At 64.8% G+C, this 19,555-nt stretch carries 22 protein-coding genes; 8 read left to right on the top strand and 14 right to left on the bottom strand.

Annotated elements, in window-relative coordinates; all coding sequences use genetic code 11:
- Positions 1-15: 15 nt before the first annotated feature.
- The 4 genes from MAB_RS19150 (at position 16) to MAB_RS19165 (ending at position 3,493) form a co-directional block, all read left to right on the top strand.
- The gene (locus tag MAB_RS19150; protein WP_005080538.1) at positions 16-840 is read left to right on the top strand and encodes an LLM class F420-dependent oxidoreductase; all 825 of its coding nucleotides are present in this window, start codon (positions 16-18) and stop codon (positions 838-840) included.
- 20 nt (positions 841-860) lie between these two features.
- Positions 861-1,856 (top strand): dTDP-glucose 4,6-dehydratase, encoded by a 996-nt coding sequence (gene rfbB / locus MAB_RS19155; RefSeq protein ID WP_005080535.1) that lies wholly within the window; start codon positions 861-863, stop codon positions 1,854-1,856.
- A 95-nt stretch (positions 1,857-1,951) separates the two neighbouring features.
- Complete coding sequence (locus tag MAB_RS19160) at positions 1,952-2,569, top strand: dTDP-4-dehydrorhamnose 3,5-epimerase family protein (protein WP_005080532.1); 618 nt, start codon at positions 1,952-1,954, stop codon at positions 2,567-2,569.
- A gap of 45 nt (positions 2,570-2,614) precedes the next feature.
- Positions 2,615-3,493: a DUF4190 domain-containing protein gene (locus MAB_RS19165; RefSeq protein ID WP_005114615.1), complete on the top strand. Its 879-nt coding sequence runs from the start codon at positions 2,615-2,617 to the stop codon at positions 3,491-3,493.
- Here MAB_RS19165 and map read toward each other — a convergent pair whose 3' ends face one another.
- The 5 genes from map to MAB_RS19190 form a co-directional block, all read right to left on the bottom strand.
- Positions 3,494-4,288: a type I methionyl aminopeptidase gene (map, locus tag MAB_RS19170; RefSeq protein ID WP_005112014.1), complete on the bottom strand. Its 795-nt coding sequence runs from the start codon at positions 4,286-4,288 to the stop codon at positions 3,494-3,496. It lies immediately after the preceding gene.
- A 14-nt stretch (positions 4,289-4,302) separates the two neighbouring features.
- Positions 4,303-4,848 (bottom strand): adenylate kinase, encoded by a 546-nt coding sequence (locus MAB_RS19175; RefSeq protein ID WP_005055741.1) that lies wholly within the window; start codon positions 4,846-4,848, stop codon positions 4,303-4,305.
- A complete protein-coding gene (gene secY / locus MAB_RS19180) occupies positions 4,845-6,176 on the bottom strand; it encodes a preprotein translocase subunit SecY (protein WP_005055739.1) in 1,332 nt (443 codons plus the stop codon). The genes MAB_RS19175 and secY overlap by 4 nt, the downstream gene beginning before the upstream one ends.
- Positions 6,177-6,305: 129 nt before the next feature.
- Positions 6,306-7,580: an HAD family hydrolase gene (locus MAB_RS19185; RefSeq protein WP_005112017.1), complete on the bottom strand. Its 1,275-nt coding sequence runs from the start codon at positions 7,578-7,580 to the stop codon at positions 6,306-6,308.
- Entirely contained in the window at positions 7,577-8,443 is an 867-nt protein-coding gene (locus tag MAB_RS19190) for a hypothetical protein (RefSeq protein ID WP_005080524.1), read from the bottom strand. The genes MAB_RS19185 and MAB_RS19190 overlap by 4 nt, the downstream gene beginning before the upstream one ends.
- A gap of 169 nt (positions 8,444-8,612) precedes the next feature.
- Between MAB_RS19190 and MAB_RS19195 the strand changes: the two genes are divergently transcribed.
- Positions 8,613-9,530 (top strand): class I SAM-dependent methyltransferase, encoded by a 918-nt coding sequence (locus MAB_RS19195; RefSeq protein WP_005080522.1) that lies wholly within the window; start codon positions 8,613-8,615, stop codon positions 9,528-9,530.
- Here the strand turns inward: MAB_RS19195 and MAB_RS19200 are convergent.
- Together MAB_RS19200 and sppA are read right to left on the bottom strand one after the other, a co-directional pair.
- Positions 9,527-10,666 (bottom strand): AI-2E family transporter, encoded by a 1,140-nt coding sequence (locus MAB_RS19200; protein WP_005080520.1) that lies wholly within the window; start codon positions 10,664-10,666, stop codon positions 9,527-9,529. The genes MAB_RS19195 and MAB_RS19200 overlap by 4 nt on opposite strands.
- Positions 10,667-10,742: 76 nt before the next feature.
- The gene (gene sppA / locus MAB_RS19205; protein ID WP_005080518.1) at positions 10,743-12,494 is read right to left on the bottom strand and encodes a signal peptide peptidase SppA; all 1,752 of its coding nucleotides are present in this window, start codon (positions 12,492-12,494) and stop codon (positions 10,743-10,745) included.
- 105 nt (positions 12,495-12,599) lie between these two features.
- On the opposite strand from sppA, the gene MAB_RS19210 reads away from it, so the two are divergent.
- Genes MAB_RS19210 through MAB_RS19220 form a run of 3 tightly spaced genes read left to right on the top strand, consistent with a single transcriptional unit; the run spans position 12,600 to position 15,940 of the window.
- The gene (locus tag MAB_RS19210) at positions 12,600-14,183 is read left to right on the top strand and encodes a sensor domain-containing protein (RefSeq protein WP_005094503.1); all 1,584 of its coding nucleotides are present in this window, start codon (positions 12,600-12,602) and stop codon (positions 14,181-14,183) included.
- 7 nt (positions 14,184-14,190) lie between these two features.
- Complete coding sequence (locus MAB_RS19215) at positions 14,191-14,994, top strand: hypothetical protein (protein ID WP_005080514.1); 804 nt, start codon at positions 14,191-14,193, stop codon at positions 14,992-14,994.
- Between the two features lie 19 nt (positions 14,995-15,013).
- On the top strand, positions 15,014-15,940 hold the full coding sequence (locus MAB_RS19220; RefSeq protein ID WP_005112020.1) for an LLM class flavin-dependent oxidoreductase: 927 nt from the start codon (positions 15,014-15,016) through the stop codon (positions 15,938-15,940).
- Positions 15,941-16,060: 120 nt separating this feature from the next.
- On the opposite strand, the gene rplO is transcribed toward MAB_RS19220, so the two are convergent.
- From rplO to MAB_RS19255, 7 genes are all read right to left on the bottom strand, one after another.
- Positions 16,061-16,501 (bottom strand): 50S ribosomal protein L15, encoded by a 441-nt coding sequence (gene rplO / locus MAB_RS19225; RefSeq protein ID WP_005055720.1) that lies wholly within the window; start codon positions 16,499-16,501, stop codon positions 16,061-16,063.
- Positions 16,501-16,683, bottom strand: a complete 183-nt coding sequence (rpmD, locus tag MAB_RS19230; RefSeq protein WP_005055719.1) for a 50S ribosomal protein L30 — start codon at positions 16,681-16,683, stop codon at positions 16,501-16,503. Before rpmD ends, rplO begins: the two co-directional genes overlap by 1 nt.
- Positions 16,676-17,341, bottom strand: a complete 666-nt coding sequence (gene rpsE, locus MAB_RS19235; RefSeq protein WP_005055717.1) for a 30S ribosomal protein S5 — start codon at positions 17,339-17,341, stop codon at positions 16,676-16,678. Before rpsE ends, rpmD begins: the two co-directional genes overlap by 8 nt.
- Before the next feature lie 37 nt (positions 17,342-17,378).
- On the bottom strand, positions 17,379-17,786 hold the full coding sequence (gene rplR / locus MAB_RS19240) for a 50S ribosomal protein L18 (protein ID WP_005080509.1): 408 nt from the start codon (positions 17,784-17,786) through the stop codon (positions 17,379-17,381).
- Positions 17,787-17,788: 2 nt separating this feature from the next.
- Positions 17,789-18,328 carry a 50S ribosomal protein L6 gene (gene rplF, locus MAB_RS19245; protein ID WP_005055712.1) on the bottom strand — a complete coding sequence of 180 codons (540 nt, stop codon included), beginning with the start codon at positions 18,326-18,328 and terminating at the stop codon, positions 17,789-17,791.
- Between the two features lie 13 nt (positions 18,329-18,341).
- On the bottom strand, positions 18,342-18,740 hold the full coding sequence (gene rpsH, locus MAB_RS19250) for a 30S ribosomal protein S8 (RefSeq protein ID WP_005055710.1): 399 nt from the start codon (positions 18,738-18,740) through the stop codon (positions 18,342-18,344).
- 279 nt (positions 18,741-19,019) lie between these two features.
- Entirely contained in the window at positions 19,020-19,511 is a 492-nt protein-coding gene (locus MAB_RS19255; protein ID WP_005089050.1) for an MBOE_33420 family protein, read from the bottom strand.
- Positions 19,512-19,555: the final 44 nt, after the last annotated feature.

Here is a 19,555-nt window from a genome sequence, read left to right on the forward strand (position 1 = left end):
AAGTTGGGACGCGGCATGGGCGAATCGAAGCTGAACCGGTACGGCGTGTGGAAGGGCGGCCCGGTAACGCCGGAGCAGGCCAGGACAATCGAAGATCTCGGCTATGGCTCGGTGTGGGTCGGCGGCGTGTTCACCGCCGACCTCGCCTACGTGGAGCCGCTACTGGCGGTAACGGAGAATCTCACGGTTGCCAGCGGCATCGTGAACATCTGGACTTCTCCTGTCGACGAGATAGCCGCGGCGTTTCATCGCATCGAGGCGGCCTACCCGGGCCGTTTCCTGCTCGGCGTGGGTGCCGGGCACCCCGAGGCCTCGGCCGAGTACCGCAAGCCCTACGACGCCCTCGTCGAATACCTGGACGGGCTCGATGCCGCGGGGGTGCCCAAGGAACGTCGCGTCCTGGCCGCGCTGGGCCCCAAGGTGCTGAAGCTGTCCGCGGATCGCACCGCCGGCGCACACCCCTACCTGACGACACCCGAGCACACCCGGCAGGCCCGCGAGATCATCGGCCCCGACGCACTGCTGGTTCCCGAGCACAAGGTGGTACTCAGCACCGATGCCCCCAGTGCGCGCGAGATCGGCCGACGCACCGTCGACTTCTATCTGACATTGAGCAACTACGTAAACAACTGGAAGAGGCTCGGTTTCAACGACGAGGACCTCACCTCTCCTGGCAGCGACGCGTTCATCGATGCGGTGGTGGCGCACGGCACCGCCGCGGAAATCGCCACACGCCTGAACGAACATCTTGACGCCGGCGCCGACCAGGTGCTGATTCAAGTACTCGGCGACAAGGGTTTGGTTGACACATTGACCTCGTTGGCGGACGCGCTCAGGTAGACGCCCACTAGGGTTATGCCATGCGAATTTTGGTGACCGGCGGCGCCGGTTTCATCGGAGCCAACTTCGTACACGCGACAGTCCGCGAGCGCCCCGACGTCTCGGTGACAGTCCTGGACGCGCTGACCTACGCGGGCAGCAGCGAATCACTGGCCCCCGTCGCCGCGGCGGTGCAGCTGGTGCAGGGCGATATCTGCGATCCCGATACGGTGGAGCGGCTGGTCGCCGACAGTGACGTGGTGGTGCATTTCGCCGCCGAAACACATAACGACAATTCGCTGGCCGACCCGTCACCGTTTTTGCGCAGCAACATCATTGGCACCTACACGCTGCTCGAGGCGGTGCGCCGCCATCAGGTGCGGCTGCACCACATTTCCACCGATGAGGTGTTCGGCGACCTTGAGCTCGATGACCCGAACCGGTTCACGGAGACCACCCCGTACAACCCGTCCAGCCCGTACTCGGCCACCAAGGCCTCGGCCGACCTGCTGGTGCGCGCATGGATCCGGTCGTTCGGAATCAGCGCCACAATCTCCAACTGCTCCAACAACTATGGGCCGTACCAGCATGTGGAGAAGTTCATTCCCCGGCAGATCACCAATATCCTGACCGGCCGCCGCCCACGCCTGTACGGGGCCGGTGCCAACGTACGGGACTGGATTCACGTCGACGACCACAACAGTGCGGTGTGGCGCATCATCGAGGCGGGCACCATCGGGCGCACGTATCTCATTGGTGCGGACGGAGAACGAGACAACCTGTCGGTGCTGCACACCATTCTCGAGCTCATGGGCAAGTCCTCGGATGACTTCGACCATGTCACCGATCGTGCCGGTCATGACCTGCGCTATGCCATTGACCCCACGCCGTTACGCGATGAATTGGGCTGGAAACCAACGCATAGCGACTTCACCGGAGGCCTGGCCGCCACCATCGACTGGTACCGGCGCAACGAAGAGTGGTGGCGCCCCATCAAGGACAACGTGGAATCTCAATACGCCGCGAGGGGACAGTGATGAGCGTTTACGCGAAGACAGAGGGCAGTGATGAGCGTTTACACGAAGACAGAGGGCAGTGATGAGCGTTTACGCGAAGAACAGAGGGCACTGACGTGAAGATCCGCGAACTTTCGGTGCCCGGTTCCTTCGAGATCACCCCGGTGCAGCATCACGACAGCCGCGGAGTTTTCCTCGAATTGTTCAAGGGCCCAGCGCTTGCCGAGGCCATCGGGCATCCGTTCGAGCTGCAGCAGGCCAACTGTTCGGTGTCGGCAGCCGGATCGCTGCGCGGCATCCATTTCGCCGACGTACCACCCGGCCAGGCCAAATACGTGACCTGTCTGACCGGTTCCGTGTACGACGTCGTGGTCGATATCCGTGTCGGCTCACCGACGTTCGGCGCTTGGGACGCCGTGCTTCTCGACCCTCGCGACCGGCGGGCCGTCTACGTTCCCGAGGGGGTGGGGCACGGTTTCCTCGCACTCGAGGATGACTCCACGGTGGTCTATCTCTGCTCCGCCGGATATGCCCCCGGCCGCGAGCACGGCATCGATCCGCTGGACCCAACAGTTGGGATCCAGTGGCCGACCCGTAGGCCCGACGGCACCGAGCTGTCACTACTCGTTTCCGAAAAGGACGGTGCTGCACCGTCATTGCTGGATGCCAGGGATTCGGGTCTACTGCCCGATGCCGCCGAAGTGCAGGCTTTCCTTGACGGCCTGTCCGGCTGATCGATCACGCCACCAACGCCACATCGTGTTTGCTAAAGTCCCTACATGACGCAACCGCCTGCAGGGCCTCCGCCACCGGATCCCGGGCAACCGGAGTTTCCGCCGTACCCGACGCCGACGAGCTCCGGGTACCCGCCGGTCGAGCCGTCGCCGGGCGCGTATCCACCCATCCCCCCGGCCGCCGGTCCCGGCGCCGAGCCGTATCCGCCCTATCCCCAGGCCAATCCGGCGGGCTACCCACCGCCACCGGGATATCCCCCACCGGCGTCACCGTACGGCGCCTATCCCGCGGCGGGTGCCTACCCGCCAGTGGAAAGCGCGCGGGGTACCAACGGATTCGCGATCGCCTCGCTGATCCTCGGTATCGTCCCCATCTGCGCCGGCATCTTCGGTGTCGTCTTCGGCTTCATCAGCCTGAATCAGATCAAGCGGACCGGCCAGAACGGCCGCGGCATGGCCATCGCAGGCATCGTGCTCGGCTTCATCTGGATGATCGTCCTTGCGGTCGTCGTCGCGGTGGGTGCCGGCAACTCCGCCAAACGCGACGAATCGGGGCACGTCACCCAATCGGGCGATATGGATGTCACCAAGTTGCGGGTGGGCGATTGCGTCGCCGATCTCGGCGAGAAGAGCTACTACACCACCACCAAGGCCATCCCGTGTGCACAGCCGCATAAGGCCGAGGTGTACGCGGTGTTACCGCTGTCGGGCAGTTCGTTGCCGTCACAGTCGGTGCTGGACGAAAAGGGCAACGAGGAGTGCGGCGCCGAACTCGAGAGCTACGCACCGAGCGCGTTCGACGACGACAGCGTGCAGATCACCTATCTGTATCCGACGAAACGTTCATGGGCTCAAGGGGATCGGGCGATCGCGTGCGTGGCCACCTTCGATACGCAGCGCACCGCCTCGATCAAGGGCAAATAGCTAGGGACGCATGGTGAGGATGCGGGGGCCGGCCTCGGTGACGGCCACCGTGTGCTCCCAGTGCGCGGCACGAGACCCGTCGGTGGTGACAACGGTCCAATCGTCGGCAAGCACCCGAGTCTGGGTGGTGCCGAGCGTGAGCATCGGTTCGATGGCGAGTACCGATCCCACCGCGAGTAGCGGGCCCTTACCGGGAGCTCCCTCGTTCGGCAGGAACGGATCCAGATGCATCGAGCGCCCGATGCCGTGCCCGCCGTAGCCGTCCACGATTCCGAACGCTCGGTCGAATTGCTTCTCGGCGGCGCGGGTGCCCAGTTCGATGGCGTGCGAGACATCGGTGAGCCGGTTACCCGGGATCATCGCCGCAATGCCCGCCTCCATCGACAAACGCGTCGCCTCGGACAGCGCTTCGTCACTGGGGATGACGGTGCCTACCGCGAACGTCCATGCGGAATCCCCGTGCCAGCCGTCCAGTATCGCGCCACAATCGATGGAGACAAGATCGCCGTCGGCAAGTACCGCTGTCGCGGAAGGTATTCCGTGCACCACCTGGTCGTTGACCGATGAGCAGATGGACGCCGGAAAGCCGTGGTAGCCCAGGAACGAGGGCACCGCTCCGGCCTCGCGGATCACGGACTCGGCGACCTGATCTAACTCCAGCGTCGACACCCCGGCCTTGGCGGCATCGCGCACCGCGACCAGCGCCGCCCCCACGATGGAGCCGGCAGCAGCCATGGCGTCGAGCTCACCGGGCGTGCGCTGTTCCACCGTCTTCTTACGGCCGAAGAGACCCACTAACGAACTCGCTACTACCGGCCCAGTGCCTGCGAGGTGCGCGCGAACACCTCGTCCACCGTGCCGACGGCATCGATGGTCTGCAGCACGTTCTGGTAGTACTCCAGCAGCGGCGCGGTCTCATCGCGGTAGACGTTGAGCCGGTTGCGGATGATGTCCTCGGTGTCATCGGCGCGGCCACGGCCCAGCAGGCGCTGCACGAGTTCCTCCACCGGCACCCGGAACTCCAGCACGGCATCGATCGTGACGCCACGGGCCTCCTCCATGGCAGCCAACGCATCGGCTTGGTCCACGGTGCGCGGGAAGCCGTCGAGAATGAACCCGGCCGCGGCGTCGGGCTCATCGAGACGCGCCTCGACCATCTTGTTGGTCACCTCGCTGGGCACCAGGTCGCCGGCATCCAGGTACTGCTTGGCCTGCAGGCCCAGCTCGGTGCCCTCGCTGATGTTCGAGCGGAACAGGTCGCCGGTGGAGATCTGCGGAATACCGAACTTCTCCGAAATCAGCTGCGCCTGCGTACCTTTGCCTGCCCCGGGCGGGCCGAGTAACACCACTCTCACTTCAGGAACCCTTCGTAGTTACGCTGCATCAACTGGCTTTCAATCTGCTTCACGGTATCGAGGCCCACGCCGATCATGATGAGTACCGCAGTTCCGCCGAACGGCAGGTTCTGTGCGCCTCCGGAGCTACCGATCTGCAGGAACAGGTTCGGCAGGATGGCGATGACGCCCAGGTAGATCGAGCCCGGCCACGTAATGCGGTTGAGCACATAGCGCAGGTAGTCGGCGGTGGCGCGCCCCGGACGAATGCCCGGGATAAAGCCGCCGAACTTGTTCATCTCGTCGGCGCGCTCATCGGGGTTGAAGGTGATCGACACGTAGAAGAACGTGAAGAACACGATGAGCGTGAAGTAAATGGCGATGTACCAGTAGTTGCTGGGATCGGTCAGATAGGTGCTGACGAACCGGTCCCACCAGCCCGTCTTCTCCTTATTGCCACCGCTGCGCACCAGCTGGGTGATCAAGCCGGGGATGTACAGCAGGGACGACGCGAAGATGACCGGGATAACGCCGGCCTGGTTGACCTTCAGCGGCAAGTAGGTGGAGGTGCCGCCGTACATCCGCCGACCCACCATGCGCTTGGCGTACTGGACGGGGATACGTCGCTGGCCCTGCTCGACGAACACGACACCGACCACGATCAGCAGCGCCGCCACACAGACGGCCGCGAAGGTGACCCCACCGCGGCTGTCCAGGATGGTCTTGCCCTCGGCCGGGATGCGCGCGGCGATACCGGCGAAGATCAGCAGCGACATGCCGTTTCCGATGCCGCGCTCGGTGACCATTTCACCGAGCCACATCACCAGGGTGGATCCAGCGGTCATCACCAGCACCATCACCGACAGCGCGAAGATCGACTGGTCGGCCACAATCTCGTCCTTGCGGTCACAGCCCTGCAAGAGGTTTCCACTGGCGCCGAGAGCGACGATCGAGGTGGACTGCAGCAGTGCCAGCGCCACCGAGAGGTAGCGGGTGTACTGCGTCATCTTGGCCTGGCCGGATTGACCTTCCTTGCGCAACTGCTCGAACCGGGGAATGACGACGGTGAGCAGCTGAACGATGATGCTGGCGGTGATGTACGGCATCACGCCGACCGCGAACACCGACAGCTGCAGCAACGCGCCACCGGAGAACAGGTTGATCAGGGAGTAGATCTGTGCGGAGTCGCCGCTGCTGACCTGCTCGACGCAGTACTTCACGTTGGCGTAGTTCACGCCGGGAGACGGCAGGGTGGCGCCGACCCGATACAGGACCACGATCCCGATCGTGAAGAGGATCTTCCGCCTCAGGTCAGCTGTCCTGAGAGCAGAGACAAAAGCGGAAAGCACACATCCTCCTGCGCATCCTGCAGCTCGCCATGTGATCTGCTAGATGAATCAGCTGGTGATCCCAGCGTTGGGTAACCGTTTCGGCGGCCGTCAGGGCACGCCCGGGCCGCGTACGAGACTAACAGTTCGCTACATACCCGTGGAAAAGACGGTGTCCTTCTGGTCCGGGACCACGCTGCCATCGGAACGTAACAGCGGTCCGGTGCTGCCGTCGGGGTTGGTCCGGCCATCGGTCGCACACGGATACGGGTCCATCCGCTGCGGGTCGGGATCGATGAACATCGGGGTGATCAGCCATTTGCCGTCCGCGTTGTCGTAGGCCCGGCACATGAGTTCGGTCTTGTTCCGGTTGATGACGAGGTGCGCCGCGGTGGCGTCGTCGACGAAGGTTACGTCGGTGGTCGAGTCCCCCGCGGCGAGAATCTGCCGTTTGTTCACGTCATAGGGCTCGAACGCGGCCGGCCCCTGCACCCCGAAGACCACCTGGTTGGCCCAGCATCGTTTGCCGTCGACATAGGTGATGACGGTGTCGGCGCCGTCGGGCTGCCCACCGCAGCCCTGCACATGTGGAGTCTGCCGTCCGTTGGCGTCGTAGACGCTGCGCACGCCGATAACCTGTGTGGTCGGGATCCCGATTTCCGGCGACCACACCTTGGCGATCACCTCCGAGGATGCCGAGATGACCCAGGTGCTGACGCCGTGAGCCTGCAGGGTGGCAATGAGGTCCTTGATCTGCGGATAGACCCGCACATAGCCGGGCACCGTGGTGCTGCCGATCCTCTGGGTGGCCCCGACGGGAGCGGCGAGGTTCTCGCGCTTGGCGGCCTGCGCGAATCCGGCGACCTCGCCTGCGGTATAGCCGGAGGTCAACGCGACGGTCCAGACGTAGGCGCCGTTGCTCCAACGCTGGTTGTAACCGGTGAACGCTTCCTGTTCGTCATGGGTCTTGCCCTCGCGGACCGCCAGGATCTCGTCGGCGCACGCGGCATTGGCCGACGTGAGCAGCGGTCGCCCGGCGGGCGTGTCGGTGCCGCACGCCGTACGCAACGCGGCGGCGGCGGCCTCGGTGATGTGGCGGCTGGTGGCATGCCAATCGGCCGGCTGCAGGACCTTGTCGTGCCGCAGCATCCACGCCAGGGTGGCATCGGCGATGTCGTTCTTGACCTCGGTGTTGTCCCAGTCGAACAACGCGACCGCTTTGGTGGATCGCTTCCACGTCCCGGTACAGGTGCTGTTGGCGTCGATCGCGGCCTGCAGTCGCTGCCGGACATCGCCGTACCACGGCAGGGCCGAGTCCAGTTGGCGGCACCCGGGCGCCGCCTGCACAGCGGGAGCGCCCGCGTTCCAGGCCACCGGGGCCAGCACCAGGGAAAATACGATGACAAGCCAACCCGTTGCCCTCACCGCCCGAAAGTACCACCGCGCGTCCGCGATTCGGGGCCCGTCAGCACTGCCTCATCGGCGGTTTCGAGATACTGGCGACGAATCTGCGCGGCCCGCGCCCAAATGGCCTCCCGCAGTTGCTGTCTGTCCGCGGGGTGCGGCCCGTCGAGGACGTCTGCGCGCGCCCGCCGGGCGATTCGGACCTCGCGGTGATAATTCCGGAAAATCTGAATCTCCCCTTCCCTGTCGGCGAGATATTCGTAGTCCGTGTCCCAGGGCGCGGTGATTCGCATCAGTTCGGCATGCACGGCCCATTGCCGCAGGGTTTGTGGGCCGCCCGCCAACACCAACAGTCCGCCGACACGCGCGACGGTCTGCCAGCCGGTGGGTTCGGGGATGAACGGATATTCGCGTTGGCCGATCGGAGTGTCCCGCCACTCGTGAAATTCGGCGGCCCGGGTGTCGAGGCCGTGCGTGCGCCAGCGCACGGTGCCGTCGGGATTGGTCCATGACAGCCGGCGCAGCGACCGGGCGGCCTGCCGGGTGAGCACTGTCAGATGAGACGGCAGTAGCACGATCGGATCCGTGGGTTCGGCGTCGAACGGATTGGTGTCCAGATGCCGACCATCGATCAGCACCAGCGTGCCAGGGAGCCGCTGGTAGGCCAGGCCCCACAGCAGACGTGCCAGCGTCTTGGCGCCCGGCTCATCGGAGATCACATGCCAGGTTTCATGAAAATTGTTGGTAGAGAACCTCACATGGGCGTCGGCTCGCAACCTGATGATGGTGTATGGCCTTGCGTCGAGCACCACGGAGTGCCGGTGCAGCTTCATCACGCTGCCTCCGGTGGCGGCCGCTCGCGACCGCACGTGCGACTCGGCCATATTCACCTCCTGACATCTGGGCCGCCCCCTGCGCCCGAAAAGCAAACACCTCGATCCGAGTCCCGCGCAACCGAATTTGCGCAGGCCACGGCCCCAAGGGTGCGCGATCACGAACGGCGGCGCACTATGGTCGGGGCACTGGCGACCCCCTACCAACAAGGAGCCCGGAATGGCGCGGACCGATGACGACAGCTGGGATCTGGCCTCAAGCGTCGGAGCAACGGCAACGATGGTGGCCGCGCAGCGCGCACTGGCCAGCCACGTGCCCAACCCTCTCATCAACGATCCGTACGCGGAGCCGCTGGTGCGCGCCGTCGGCATCGAGTACTTCACCAAGTTGGCGTCGGGCGCTTTCGATCCCGAGCAGATGGCGGGACTGGTGCAGCTAGGCATCACCGCCGATGGCATGGCCAACGGAATGGCAAGTCGCACCTGGTACTACGACACGGCATTTGAATCGTCGACAGCCGCGGGGGTGCGCCAGGCAGTGATCCTCGCGTCGGGCCTCGACACTCGCGCCTATCGCCTGACGTGGCCCGCGGGCACCACCGTGTACGAGCTCGACCAGCCGGAGGTGATCACGTTCAAGACCGACACCCTGGCCGAGTTGGGAGCCTCGCCGAGTGCCGAGCGCCGCACCGTCGCGATCGATCTGCGCGAGGACTGGCCCGCCGCGCTGCAGGCTGCCGGTTTCGACCCCGAACAGCCGACGGTGTGGTCCGCCGAGGGGCTGTTGATCTACCTACCTCCCGAGGCTCAGGACCGGCTGTTCGCCTCGATCACCGAGTTGAGCGCCCCCGGCAGCCGCCTGGTATGCGAACAAGTTCCCGGACTGGAAACCGCCGACTTCTCCAAGGCCCGCGAGCTCACCCGCCAATTCGCTGGAGAGACACTGGATTTGGACCTGGAATCGCTTGTCTATACCCAAGAACGCCAGATGGCCGCGGACTGGCTGGCCGAACATGGCTGGACGGTGATCACCGAGGAGAACGACGAGCTTTACGCGCGACTCAACCTGGACCCACCGAACCCTTTGCTGCGCAGCATATTTCCTAATATCGTGTATGTAGACGCCACTCTCGGCTAGCCGGTCGCGCCCGAGCGCCACCGCTTCCACCAGGGGCGCCCGGGCGTCTCGGGCTCGTCGGCATCTCCACCTTCCAGCGGAACCCCCTTGTAGACGGCCAGGTAGACGTCGATCGTGGTCACGATGACGATCATCAACACCGGGCCCAGCACGATTCCCCAGAAACCGAAGGCGGCAATCCCAGAAAATACCGCCAACAGCATCAGCGCCGGGTCCAGACGTGCTCCGCGAGGTACCAGGAAGGGACGCAACACGTTATCGATATTGGAGACCACCAGCAGGTGCCAGGCGATGACGAACAGCCCGCCGACCGGGTGGCCGAAGAGAATCATGCCGATACCAAACGGAATGGTCACTATGCCGCCGCCGAGCGGGATGATCGACAATGCGGTCAGCAGGATCGCGAAGAAGAAGAAACCCTGCCGGAAGCCGGCGACGTAGACCGACGCGGCACCGGCAATGCCCTGTGCCATCGCAATCACGAACTGGCCCTTGACCGTTCCACGCACCATTGCGCCGATCTTGTCGAGATACAGATCGGTGATCTCCTCCCCCAGCGGATTCAGCTGGCGCAGCAGGGTGAGCACCTTGTCCTGTTTGACCAGCAATGAGACGAACACGTACAGGAAGATGATGCAGGCGGCCACCGCAGCCGCGACACTGCCGACGGTGCTCTGCAGCACCTGCAGTAGCCCGTGTCCCACGTTCTCCGTCAACGACCCGATCGATTGCCGCAACGTATCCGGCGTCAGCTGGACATGGACGAACGGGATCCTGGCCAGGACACTGTTGACCACGTCGAACGCCTTCTGCCCGAGTGCGGTCATATCGGTGCCCTCCACCCAGCTGGAGACATCATCGACCATCCGGGTGATCTGAAGAGTCGCAACGTAAACCAGCGCGCCGACGGGAATCACCACCGCACCCAACGCACACAGCAAGGTGAGCGTGGCGGCAATACCGGATCCGAATCGCTTCCCCAGTCGCCGATACAGCGGGCTGAACAGGTACGCGGCCACCCCGGCTACCACAATCAATATCAGGTAGTCACGCAGGAAGTAGATGCCGAAGGCGATACCAACACCCGTGAGAACCGCCAGCACCCGCTTCTGAAATACGGTCAGTTCGGTGTTCACGCCACGCCCCTTCTGCCGCCTGCACACGACACGTTAGCGGGTGCGGGCCCCCGCCCAGGCGAAACGCGCTGGGGCACTAAAAGCGGTAGTCGCCCAACATCATCGCCTGCGCGCTGCCGAGGGTTCGCTGAGCACGCTGCACCGTCTCCACCGCCAGCTGCGCCACCCGGCCCAGTACCGCGTCAGTGACGGCCGCCGCGGCCGGCTGCGACGATGACCGCTGCCGCAGCAGCGACGACAGCGGCGAGCTCGGGAAGTTCGCGATCCGGACATTGTCGTCGGCACCGATGTCCGCGAGCTGCTTGGCCTTTGCCACTGCCTCCCGGAAGCCGCCGAGCTCGTCGACCAATCCGTGCTCCAACGCGTCCTTGCCAGACCAGATCCTGCCCTGGGCAACTGCTTTGACGGCATCGACGGTCAGATTGCGTCCGTCGGCGACCCGCTGCACGAAGTCTTCGTAATGCATGTCGATCTCGGCCTCGACAAGATCGCGCTGCTCGTCGGTGAACGGTTCGTTACTCGACCATGCGTCGGCATTGGCGTTGGTGCGCAAGCTGTCCGAACCGACGCCGAGCTTCTCCTTGAGACCCTTGGTGATGAACTTTCCGGTCAGCACGCCGATGGACCCGGTGACGGTACCCGGGTTGGCGATGATCGCATCGGCTGACATGGCGACGTAGTAACCGCCCGAACCCGCCACCGAACCCATGGACACCACGACAGGTTTACCCGCCTCACGCGCGCGGACTACCTCCCGCCAAATGGTTTCCGAACCGTTGACCGAACCGCCGGGACTGTCTACCCGCAGCACTATGGCGGCGACCGAATCGTCGGCGACGGCATCGCGGAGCGCCTCGGCAATCACATCACCACCACTGGCCGGTCCCGGTGGAAAAAGCCGTGGGCCGCTGCGGCCGCTCACGATGGGGCCCGCCAGCGTCACTACGCCGATGGCCGGCCGCGACGGGCGCCCCGGGAGCGACGACAGGCTGGGTACTTGCGGCTTGGTGGCACGGGCGTAACGCGCCAAATACAGCAGCGGAGGATCCCTGTCATCTTGCAGGCCGATGAGCTCACCAATACGCGCGTAGGCCTCATCGCGATAGCCGATGCGGTCTACCAATCCACCGGCGACCGCATCGGTACGACGCAGCGGCGCCCGGTCCGCCAGGGCATCCACTTCGGCGGGGTCGAGCTTGCGCGACACCGCCACACTGTCCCGAACCTGTTCCGACAGGCTCTCCAGCAATCGTCCATCGGCCTCCCGCTGCGCGTCGGTGTAGCCGTCTTCGGTGAAAAGATTTGCCGCCGACTTGTATTGGCCACGGGTGAGGAACTGTGCCTCTACGCCGGCCTTGTCGAGCGCACCGCGCAGGAACGTGCCCTTGGCCGCGAATCCGATGAGCCCCACCGTTCCGGACGGTTGCATCCACACCTCGCCGAACGCCGACGCAAGGTAATAGGCAAGCGTGCTCGGATACGTCTCTGACCATGCCAGGCTGGGTTTGACGGCGCTGAACGCCTCGATAGCGGCCCGCAACTCCTGGACGGCGCCAGCCGCGGCCGGCGGTATCTGTACCCGAGCGATCAGCCCAGCCACCCGCGGATCCTCGATGGCGCGGTGGATGGCGGCGATGGTGTGCCGCAGCGACAGTGGTCTGCTCCCACCCGAGAGCACCAGACCCAACGGGTCGAGGTGGACCGACTCCGGCGGCACCTCAAGCAGGTCTAGCTCCAGAATGCAGTCCCTCGGCACTCCCCGATGACGTGCGGTGTCGACCTTGGCCAGCAGGTCGTGGACGTCTGTGGGCGTGGTGAACGCAAACATGTCTTGAGCGTACCGACGAATGCGGTAATCCCGCCGACCACAAATCCGTGCTCCCGTACCACGCGGCGCGTAGGGTCGGAACCATTCGCTGGCGGAGGGGCAACGATGACACGTGCAGACAAGACGACGGTCCGGAAGGCGGCCCACCTGGCGGCGCTACTCGCGCTGACCGTGGCACCTGCGATGTCCGGGTGCCTGGATACGTCCGGCTCACGCGAGCTGACACCGTCGCAATCGACGTCGTCGACGGCCGCGACGCCCACTCGTAGCTATCCCGCGCTGCCGCCGGAGTATCGCGGCAAGTTCCATCCCAACCACACGGATCTGGGTGGACGAAACAACGCCGAGCTCGCCAGTCTGCTGCCGACGGCCGCCGACTTCCCTGGCCCCGGCGAGACTCGTGCTCCCGATATCGCCTCCGACGACGGTTCCGGGCTAGGCATGCACGGCCAAACCGACGGTGAGACACGTCCGCCCGAATGCCTGTATGCCCCTTTCTCCAAGTCGTTTTCGAGAACCCCCGACGGGTCGGACTGGAACCTGTACTACGCGGCCTCGACCTACCACGAGGCCGAACCCCCCGGTAACCACATCACCGTCACGGTGAACCGGGAACGCGAGAACGCCGACGTGTTCGCCCTGACCGCCGACTGGATCAAGAAATGCGGTCAGTACGACAGGGCGTTTCCGGCCTTCGCCAAGCCGGAGGTGCGCAACCGGCACGTCACCGACACCTTCGGCCCCGGCCCGACGGTCGACGGCGTACAGACCTACGTCTACACGACCGCGAGCACGGATCTCGATGACACATCCGCCGACAAGCAACCGTCCGGGGTTCGCGGACAGCGCATCGTGCTGGCCCGGGTGCGCTCGCTGGTGTTCGAGGTCGCGGGCACCGACCAGGTGGATGGCGGCTTGTTGGACCAACTGTTGGCCATCACCATCACCAACGCCAAGCACGCACCGCCGCCACCGGACCAAAACGCCGCGCGCTTGGCCGGGCTTCCCACCTGCGACACCATCGCACCGCAGCCCATGAATGGGCAACCGGATCCGGCGCTGGACTGCACCATCCATACCTCGGATGGCAGCGGCGTGGTCTTCGAGGTACTCGGCACGCCCGCCGGGACCATACGTGTGTTCAACGGAAATGGCGCGCAGCTGCAGTCCATCAGGGTGCCCAATCCGATCTTCCAGCAGCGCCTTCCGTTCCTGCAGGATCTCGACCAGGACAAGCGCGAGGAACTGCTGGTCGTCACCGCCACCGGCAACCCGGCGGGCGACCTTATGGATGTGTGGCGCGCTCGTCCCAACTCCGATCAATTCGATATGACCGGAACGATTTTCGGCGTTCCCCGATTCTGGATGACCTCCGATCGATTCATCGGACTCTTCTCGCGCAACGGCAACGATGCCGGCGTGGCGGCGCTGTTCCGGTTCGTCGACAACAAGCTAGCCGTACTGGCGCTACTGGACACCGAAAGACGGGTCGACAACAAGCCACTCGATCCGAAGTGGCGCCTCAACGCCAACGTCAAATGCGCCATGAACCTGTCCGATGATCCGCCGGGGGCACTGGGAGCACGCATGGACGCATTACGCGCGGCGGGTGTAGATCAGACGAACGCCGAGGAGCACTTCTGCCTGCAGCCGTGGGTAGCCACCTTGTACCGGCAGGGCACGCGGTGAGAAATCCATGAAAACCCGATACGCCGCAACTTTTTTCGCCGTAGGCATGGCACTGACGGCATGTAACCACGGCGGTATCCACCGGACCGCCACCTCGACGAGCCCCGCGCCAAGCCGCCTGGACTCACTGCCATCGTGCTTCTCGATCAAGCCGCAGGCCATCGAGCCCGATCCGGATCCCACGCTGGACTGTGTGTTGCGGTCGAATGATCCGGCCAAACTGACGTTCGAAGCGTTGGGCACGCCGCCCATCACCATCAAGGTGTATGAGCCCAATGGCATTATGCGCCAGAGCTTTACCGTCCCGGTTAACAAACCGGAGCGCACCGCACCCTTGCTCGCCGACCTCGATAGAGATGGTCGCGACGAACTGATCGTCGTCAGTGACGTGGGTTCTGCCGGCGACACCCTCGACATCTGGCGGGCACAGCAGGATTCGGGCCGGTTCGTCTCGGCAGGTCAGATGTCCGGTTATCCAGATTTCCGGATAACCGACGAGCGCTTCACCGCGTTGTACGCCAGTACCGGTGCCGGATCGGGGCGTGTTTCCCTCTACCGATTTGTCGACGACAAAGTGGTCGAGGTCGGCTCCCTCTTCGTACAGGCCGCCGACTGGCCGGATCCGCCCGATCCCGCCCGCATCTGGTACACCAACGGAAACACGCTGTGCTCCTTCGATTACGACGACAGCCCACCTGGCCGCGCGGCCGCGCGCAATCAGGCGCTGACCGATGCGGGCATCGATCCGCCGTCCGCGCAGGACAGATTTTGCCAGCAGACCTGGGTCGCCGACGTCTACCGGAAACGCTAGCCACACGTACCGTGGTGGCATGCGCTTCTCGATCTCCATACCCCAGTTCGACACCGGCAGCTTCGACGGCGACGGCGTTCGCGACTATCTGGCGCGCGCCGAAGAGCTTGGCTTCGCCGGCGGCTGGACACTGGAACAGACCGTCGGATCTTCACCGATCATCGCGCCGCTGGAACTGCTCGCCTACGCCGCGGCCTGTACCACCCGCTTGCGTCTGGGGGTAGCGGTACTCGTTGCCTCGCAACATGACCCGCTGCAGTTGGCCGCAGCCGTCACCGCCGTCGATCGCCTGAGCCATGGGCGCCTGGACGTCGGCGTCGCCCCGGGCGGCGGGGCCCGGAATTTCGCGGCGTTCGGCGTGGACAAGCAGACCTTCATCGCACGCTTCACCGAGGGACTGGATCTGATGAAGCTGGCCTGGTCTGACGAGGAACGCATCACCTTTCGCGGGCGCTTCCGCGACGTGGCCGATCTGGCATTCCAGCCCAAACCCGTGCAACGCCCGCATCCACCCATCTGGTTCGGCGGGCATGCGCCGGCCGCGCTGGCCCGTGCGGTGCGTTTTGGCGACGCATTCCTGGGCGCAGGCTCCTCCACGACAGCGGCGTTCGCCGAAGAGGTGACGACCATTCACCGCGAGTTGGCGATCCAGGGTAAGGACCCGGCCCGGTTCACTATCGGCAAACGGGTCTACCTGATGATCGACGACGACCGGGATCGCGCCCATACTCGGGTGCAGACGGGACTGCGCCGGATCTATGGCGAGATGAAGGGCATCGACGCGGTACCGGTGTCGGGTCCTCCGGAAGAGGTGGCGGCAGGCCTGCGTGCGGTGGCCGACGCGGGCGCGGAAATGATCCTGCTCAACCCCGTCGGCAAGGATGTCGCCGAGGACCGTGAGCAGATGGAACGCCTTGCCGCCGAGGTTATCCCGCAGCTGGCCTGATACCGAGTGTGAAGCTATTGCGAGATTTCTCCGGATTTCCCGCAATAGCTTCACACTCGGCGCAGCCGAAAGAGAAAGGGCGCCCACCCGAAGGTGGACGCCCTTTCGTGAAAGCGGTTACTAGACCTCGTTGATCGATCCGCCTGCGGCGGTGATCTTCTCGCGGGCCGAGTCGCTGAACTTGTTGGCCGAGACCGACACCTTGACCTTGAGGTCGCCGTTGCCGAGCACCTTGACCAGCTCGTTCTTGCGAACCGCACCCTTGGCAACCAGGGCCTCGATAGTGACGTCGCCACCCTCGGGGAACAGCCGCTCGATGTCGGCCACGTTCACTACCTGGTATTCAGTGCGGAAGCGGTTCTTGAAGCCCTTGAGCTTCGGGAGCCGCATGTGGATGGGCATCTGCCCACCCTCGAAGGTCACCGGCACGTTCTTGCGTGCCTTGGTGCCCTTGGTACCGCGACCCGCGGTCTTACCCTTGGACCCCTCACCGCGACCGACGCGGGTGCGCTCGGTCTTGGAGCCCGGGGCCGGGCGTAGGTGGTGCAATTTGATGGTCATTACTTCACATCCTCGACGGTGACCAGGTGGCGAACCACCTGGAGCAGGCCGCGGGTCTGCGCGTTGTCCTCACGGACAACGGTCTGGCGAATCTTGCGCAGACCCAGTGTCTTCAGACTTTCGCGCTGCTTCCACCGGGCTCCGATGGTGCTGCGCACCTGGGTGATCTTCACGTCAGCCATGGCTGCCTCCCTGTGCTGCCGCAGCTGCGAACTCGGCGCGGGCCCGGAGCATGCCGGCCGGTGCCACATCCTCGATGGGCAGACCACGCCGGGCCGCAACCTCTTCCGGACGCTGCAGCTGCTTGAGCGCCGCGACGGTTGCGTGAACCACGTTGATGGCGTTGTCGCTACCCAGCGACTTGGCCAGGATGTCGTGCACACCAGCGCATTCCAGCACCGCACGGGCAGCACCACCGGCGATCACACCGGTACCGGCCGAGGCCGGACGCAGCATGACGACACCGGCCGAATCCTCGCCCTGAACCGGGTGGGTGATGGTGCCGCCGATGAGCGGAACACGGAAGAAGTTCTTGCGAGCCTCATCCACACCCTTGGCGATGGCGGCCGGAACTTCCTTGGCCTTGCCGTAGCCGACGCCCACCAGACCGTGGCCGTCGCCGACGATCACCAGCGCGGTGAAGCTGAACCGGCGACCACCCTTGACAACCTTGGAGACACGGTTGATGGTGACCACGCGCTCCAGGTAGTTGCTCTTCTCGGCGTTGTCACGCCCACCACGACGGTCGTCGCGGTTGTCACGGCGTCCACGGCCGCCCTCGCGACCGTCGTTGGAGCCGCCTGCATTGTCGGGAGCGCCCGAATTGCGCTGCGCCATCATGCTGTCCCTTCTTGGAAAATCCGAGCAAGTCCGAACATCAGAACACCAGCCCGTTCTCGCGGGCGGCGTCGGCGAGTGCGGCAATCCGGCCGCCGTAGGTGTAGCCACCGCGGTCGAACACCACGGTGTCCACGCCCGCGGCCTTCGCACGCTCGGCGATCAGCTGGCCGACCCGGGCACTGCGTGCCTTCTTGTCGCCGTCCACTGCCTGCACGTCGGCCTCGATGGACGACGCCGCAGCCAGGGTGGTACCGGTGAGATCGTTGACCAGCTGCACATGGATGTGGCGGGCCGAACGATTGACGACCAGACGCGGCCGCGCGTCCGTACCGGACACCTTCTTGCGCAGACGTGCGTGACGGCGGATCCGGGCGACGCGACGCGTCTCGGAGATGTTCTTGCCGACGGGCTCGTGCTGCTTCGCTTCTGTCTTCGTTTGAGCCATGGTCACTTACCTGTCTTTCCGACCTTGCGGCGGATCTGCTCACCCTCGTAGCGAATGCCCTTGCCCTTGTACGGGTCGGGACGACGCAGGCGGCGGATGTTGGCCGAGATCTGGCCAACCTTCTGCTTGTCGATTCCGCTGATCGAGAACTTGGTGGGGGTCTCGACCGCGAACGTGATGCCCTCGGGCGCTTCGATCAGCACCGGGTGGCTGTAGCCAAGCGCGAACTCCAGGTTCGATCCCTTGGCCACCACGCGGTAACCGACGCCGAAGATCTCCATCTTGGTGGTGTAACCCTGGGTCACACCGGTCACCAGGTTGGCGATCAGCGTGCGGGACAGGCCGTGCAGCGAGCGGTTGCGCCGCTCGTCGTCCGGACGGGTCACCACGATGGCGCCATCGTCGTTGCGCGACACCGAGATCGGCTCGCTCACTGTCAGCTCGAGGGTGCCCTTGGAGCCCTTCACGGAGATGTTCTGGCCGTCGATGTTGACGTCCACTCCGGCGGGAACCGGCACTGGCTGCTTACCAATACGCGACATGTTTAGTCCTCCCCTACCAGACGTACGCGAGGACTTCGCCGCCCACGCCCTGTCGGGCTGCCTGGCGGTCGGTGAGCAGGCCAGTGGACGTGGAGATGATCGCCACGCCGAGGCCACCGAGAACCTTGGGCAGATTGGTGGATTTTGCGTACACACGCAGACCGGGCTTCGACACGCGGCGCAGACCGGCGATGCTGCGCTCACGGCTGGGGCCGTACTTGAGCGAGACAACCAGGTTCTTGCCCACGCGGGCGTCCTCGGTGCGGTAATCGGTGATGTAGCCCTCGCGCTTGAGGATCTCGGCGATGTTGGCCTTGATCTTCGAGTGCGGAAGGGTCACCTCATCGTGGTATGCCGAGTTGGCATTGCGCAGACGTGTCAGAAAGTCTGCGATCGGATCGGTCATAGTCATGACAGAGTCCATCAACCTTTCTCGCCGCGGTTCCCATGCAGCATGCTTGCGCCGGTTCCCGTTCCCTGTTTCCAGCGGAGGGCCTGGCACATCGCATCGTGGGCCTACTGCGAAGTGATCTTCCGTATCTGACCGGGTTCGGTCAGGGGTCGTGCATCAGCAGTGCGATCAGATCCATCTGGAAGCACTTGCCGACCGGCCGTGAGCATGACAAGCCCAGGCAACCGGTCAAGTGTAGGTGACCTGGACGTACGGACCAAATCGGCGAGAGAAGTCTCCTCAACTCGTCGGCGTGAGCGTGAAGGGCAGCCAGTAGGTGCCCGGACCGTCCCCCGGGCAGCCCGGCGCTCCCACCGTGAACGTCCGCTCTCCCGAGAAGCTGCCGTCACCGTTCGGGATCAGGAAATCGGACCTGGCGGCCGTCACCGTGCCGCCCGCACCACAGTGGAACGGATAGTCTGCCGACGATTCCCACCGATCACCGTTCCATCGGTAGTCGAACAGTGCGGGGGCATGGGGGTTGTCGGATAGCTCGGCCACCCGCAACCAATGTGCGACGCATCCCTGTGCTGTACAGGTGGTGGTGAAGCTCGCCGCCTGCGTCGACGGGGCCGAAGGGTCCGGCCTGCCCTCGAACGTCTGCCGCGCATGGTCCAGATACGTGTCGTAGGCGCCGTACAGCGGCACCGGCTCGGGCCGGTCCGCACGTGCCGCCCAGGCACCCGTCAGTGCCCCGATCGCTGCCAGCGCCGCAGCGCCGCACCTGCGCATACGTCACAGATAACACAGCCTCGGCGCGCTCGGCGCCGAAAGGC

The organism is Mycobacteroides abscessus ATCC 19977 (assembly GCF_000069185.1).
GTDB classification, from domain to species: domain Bacteria; phylum Actinomycetota; class Actinomycetes; order Mycobacteriales; family Mycobacteriaceae; genus Mycobacterium; species Mycobacterium abscessus.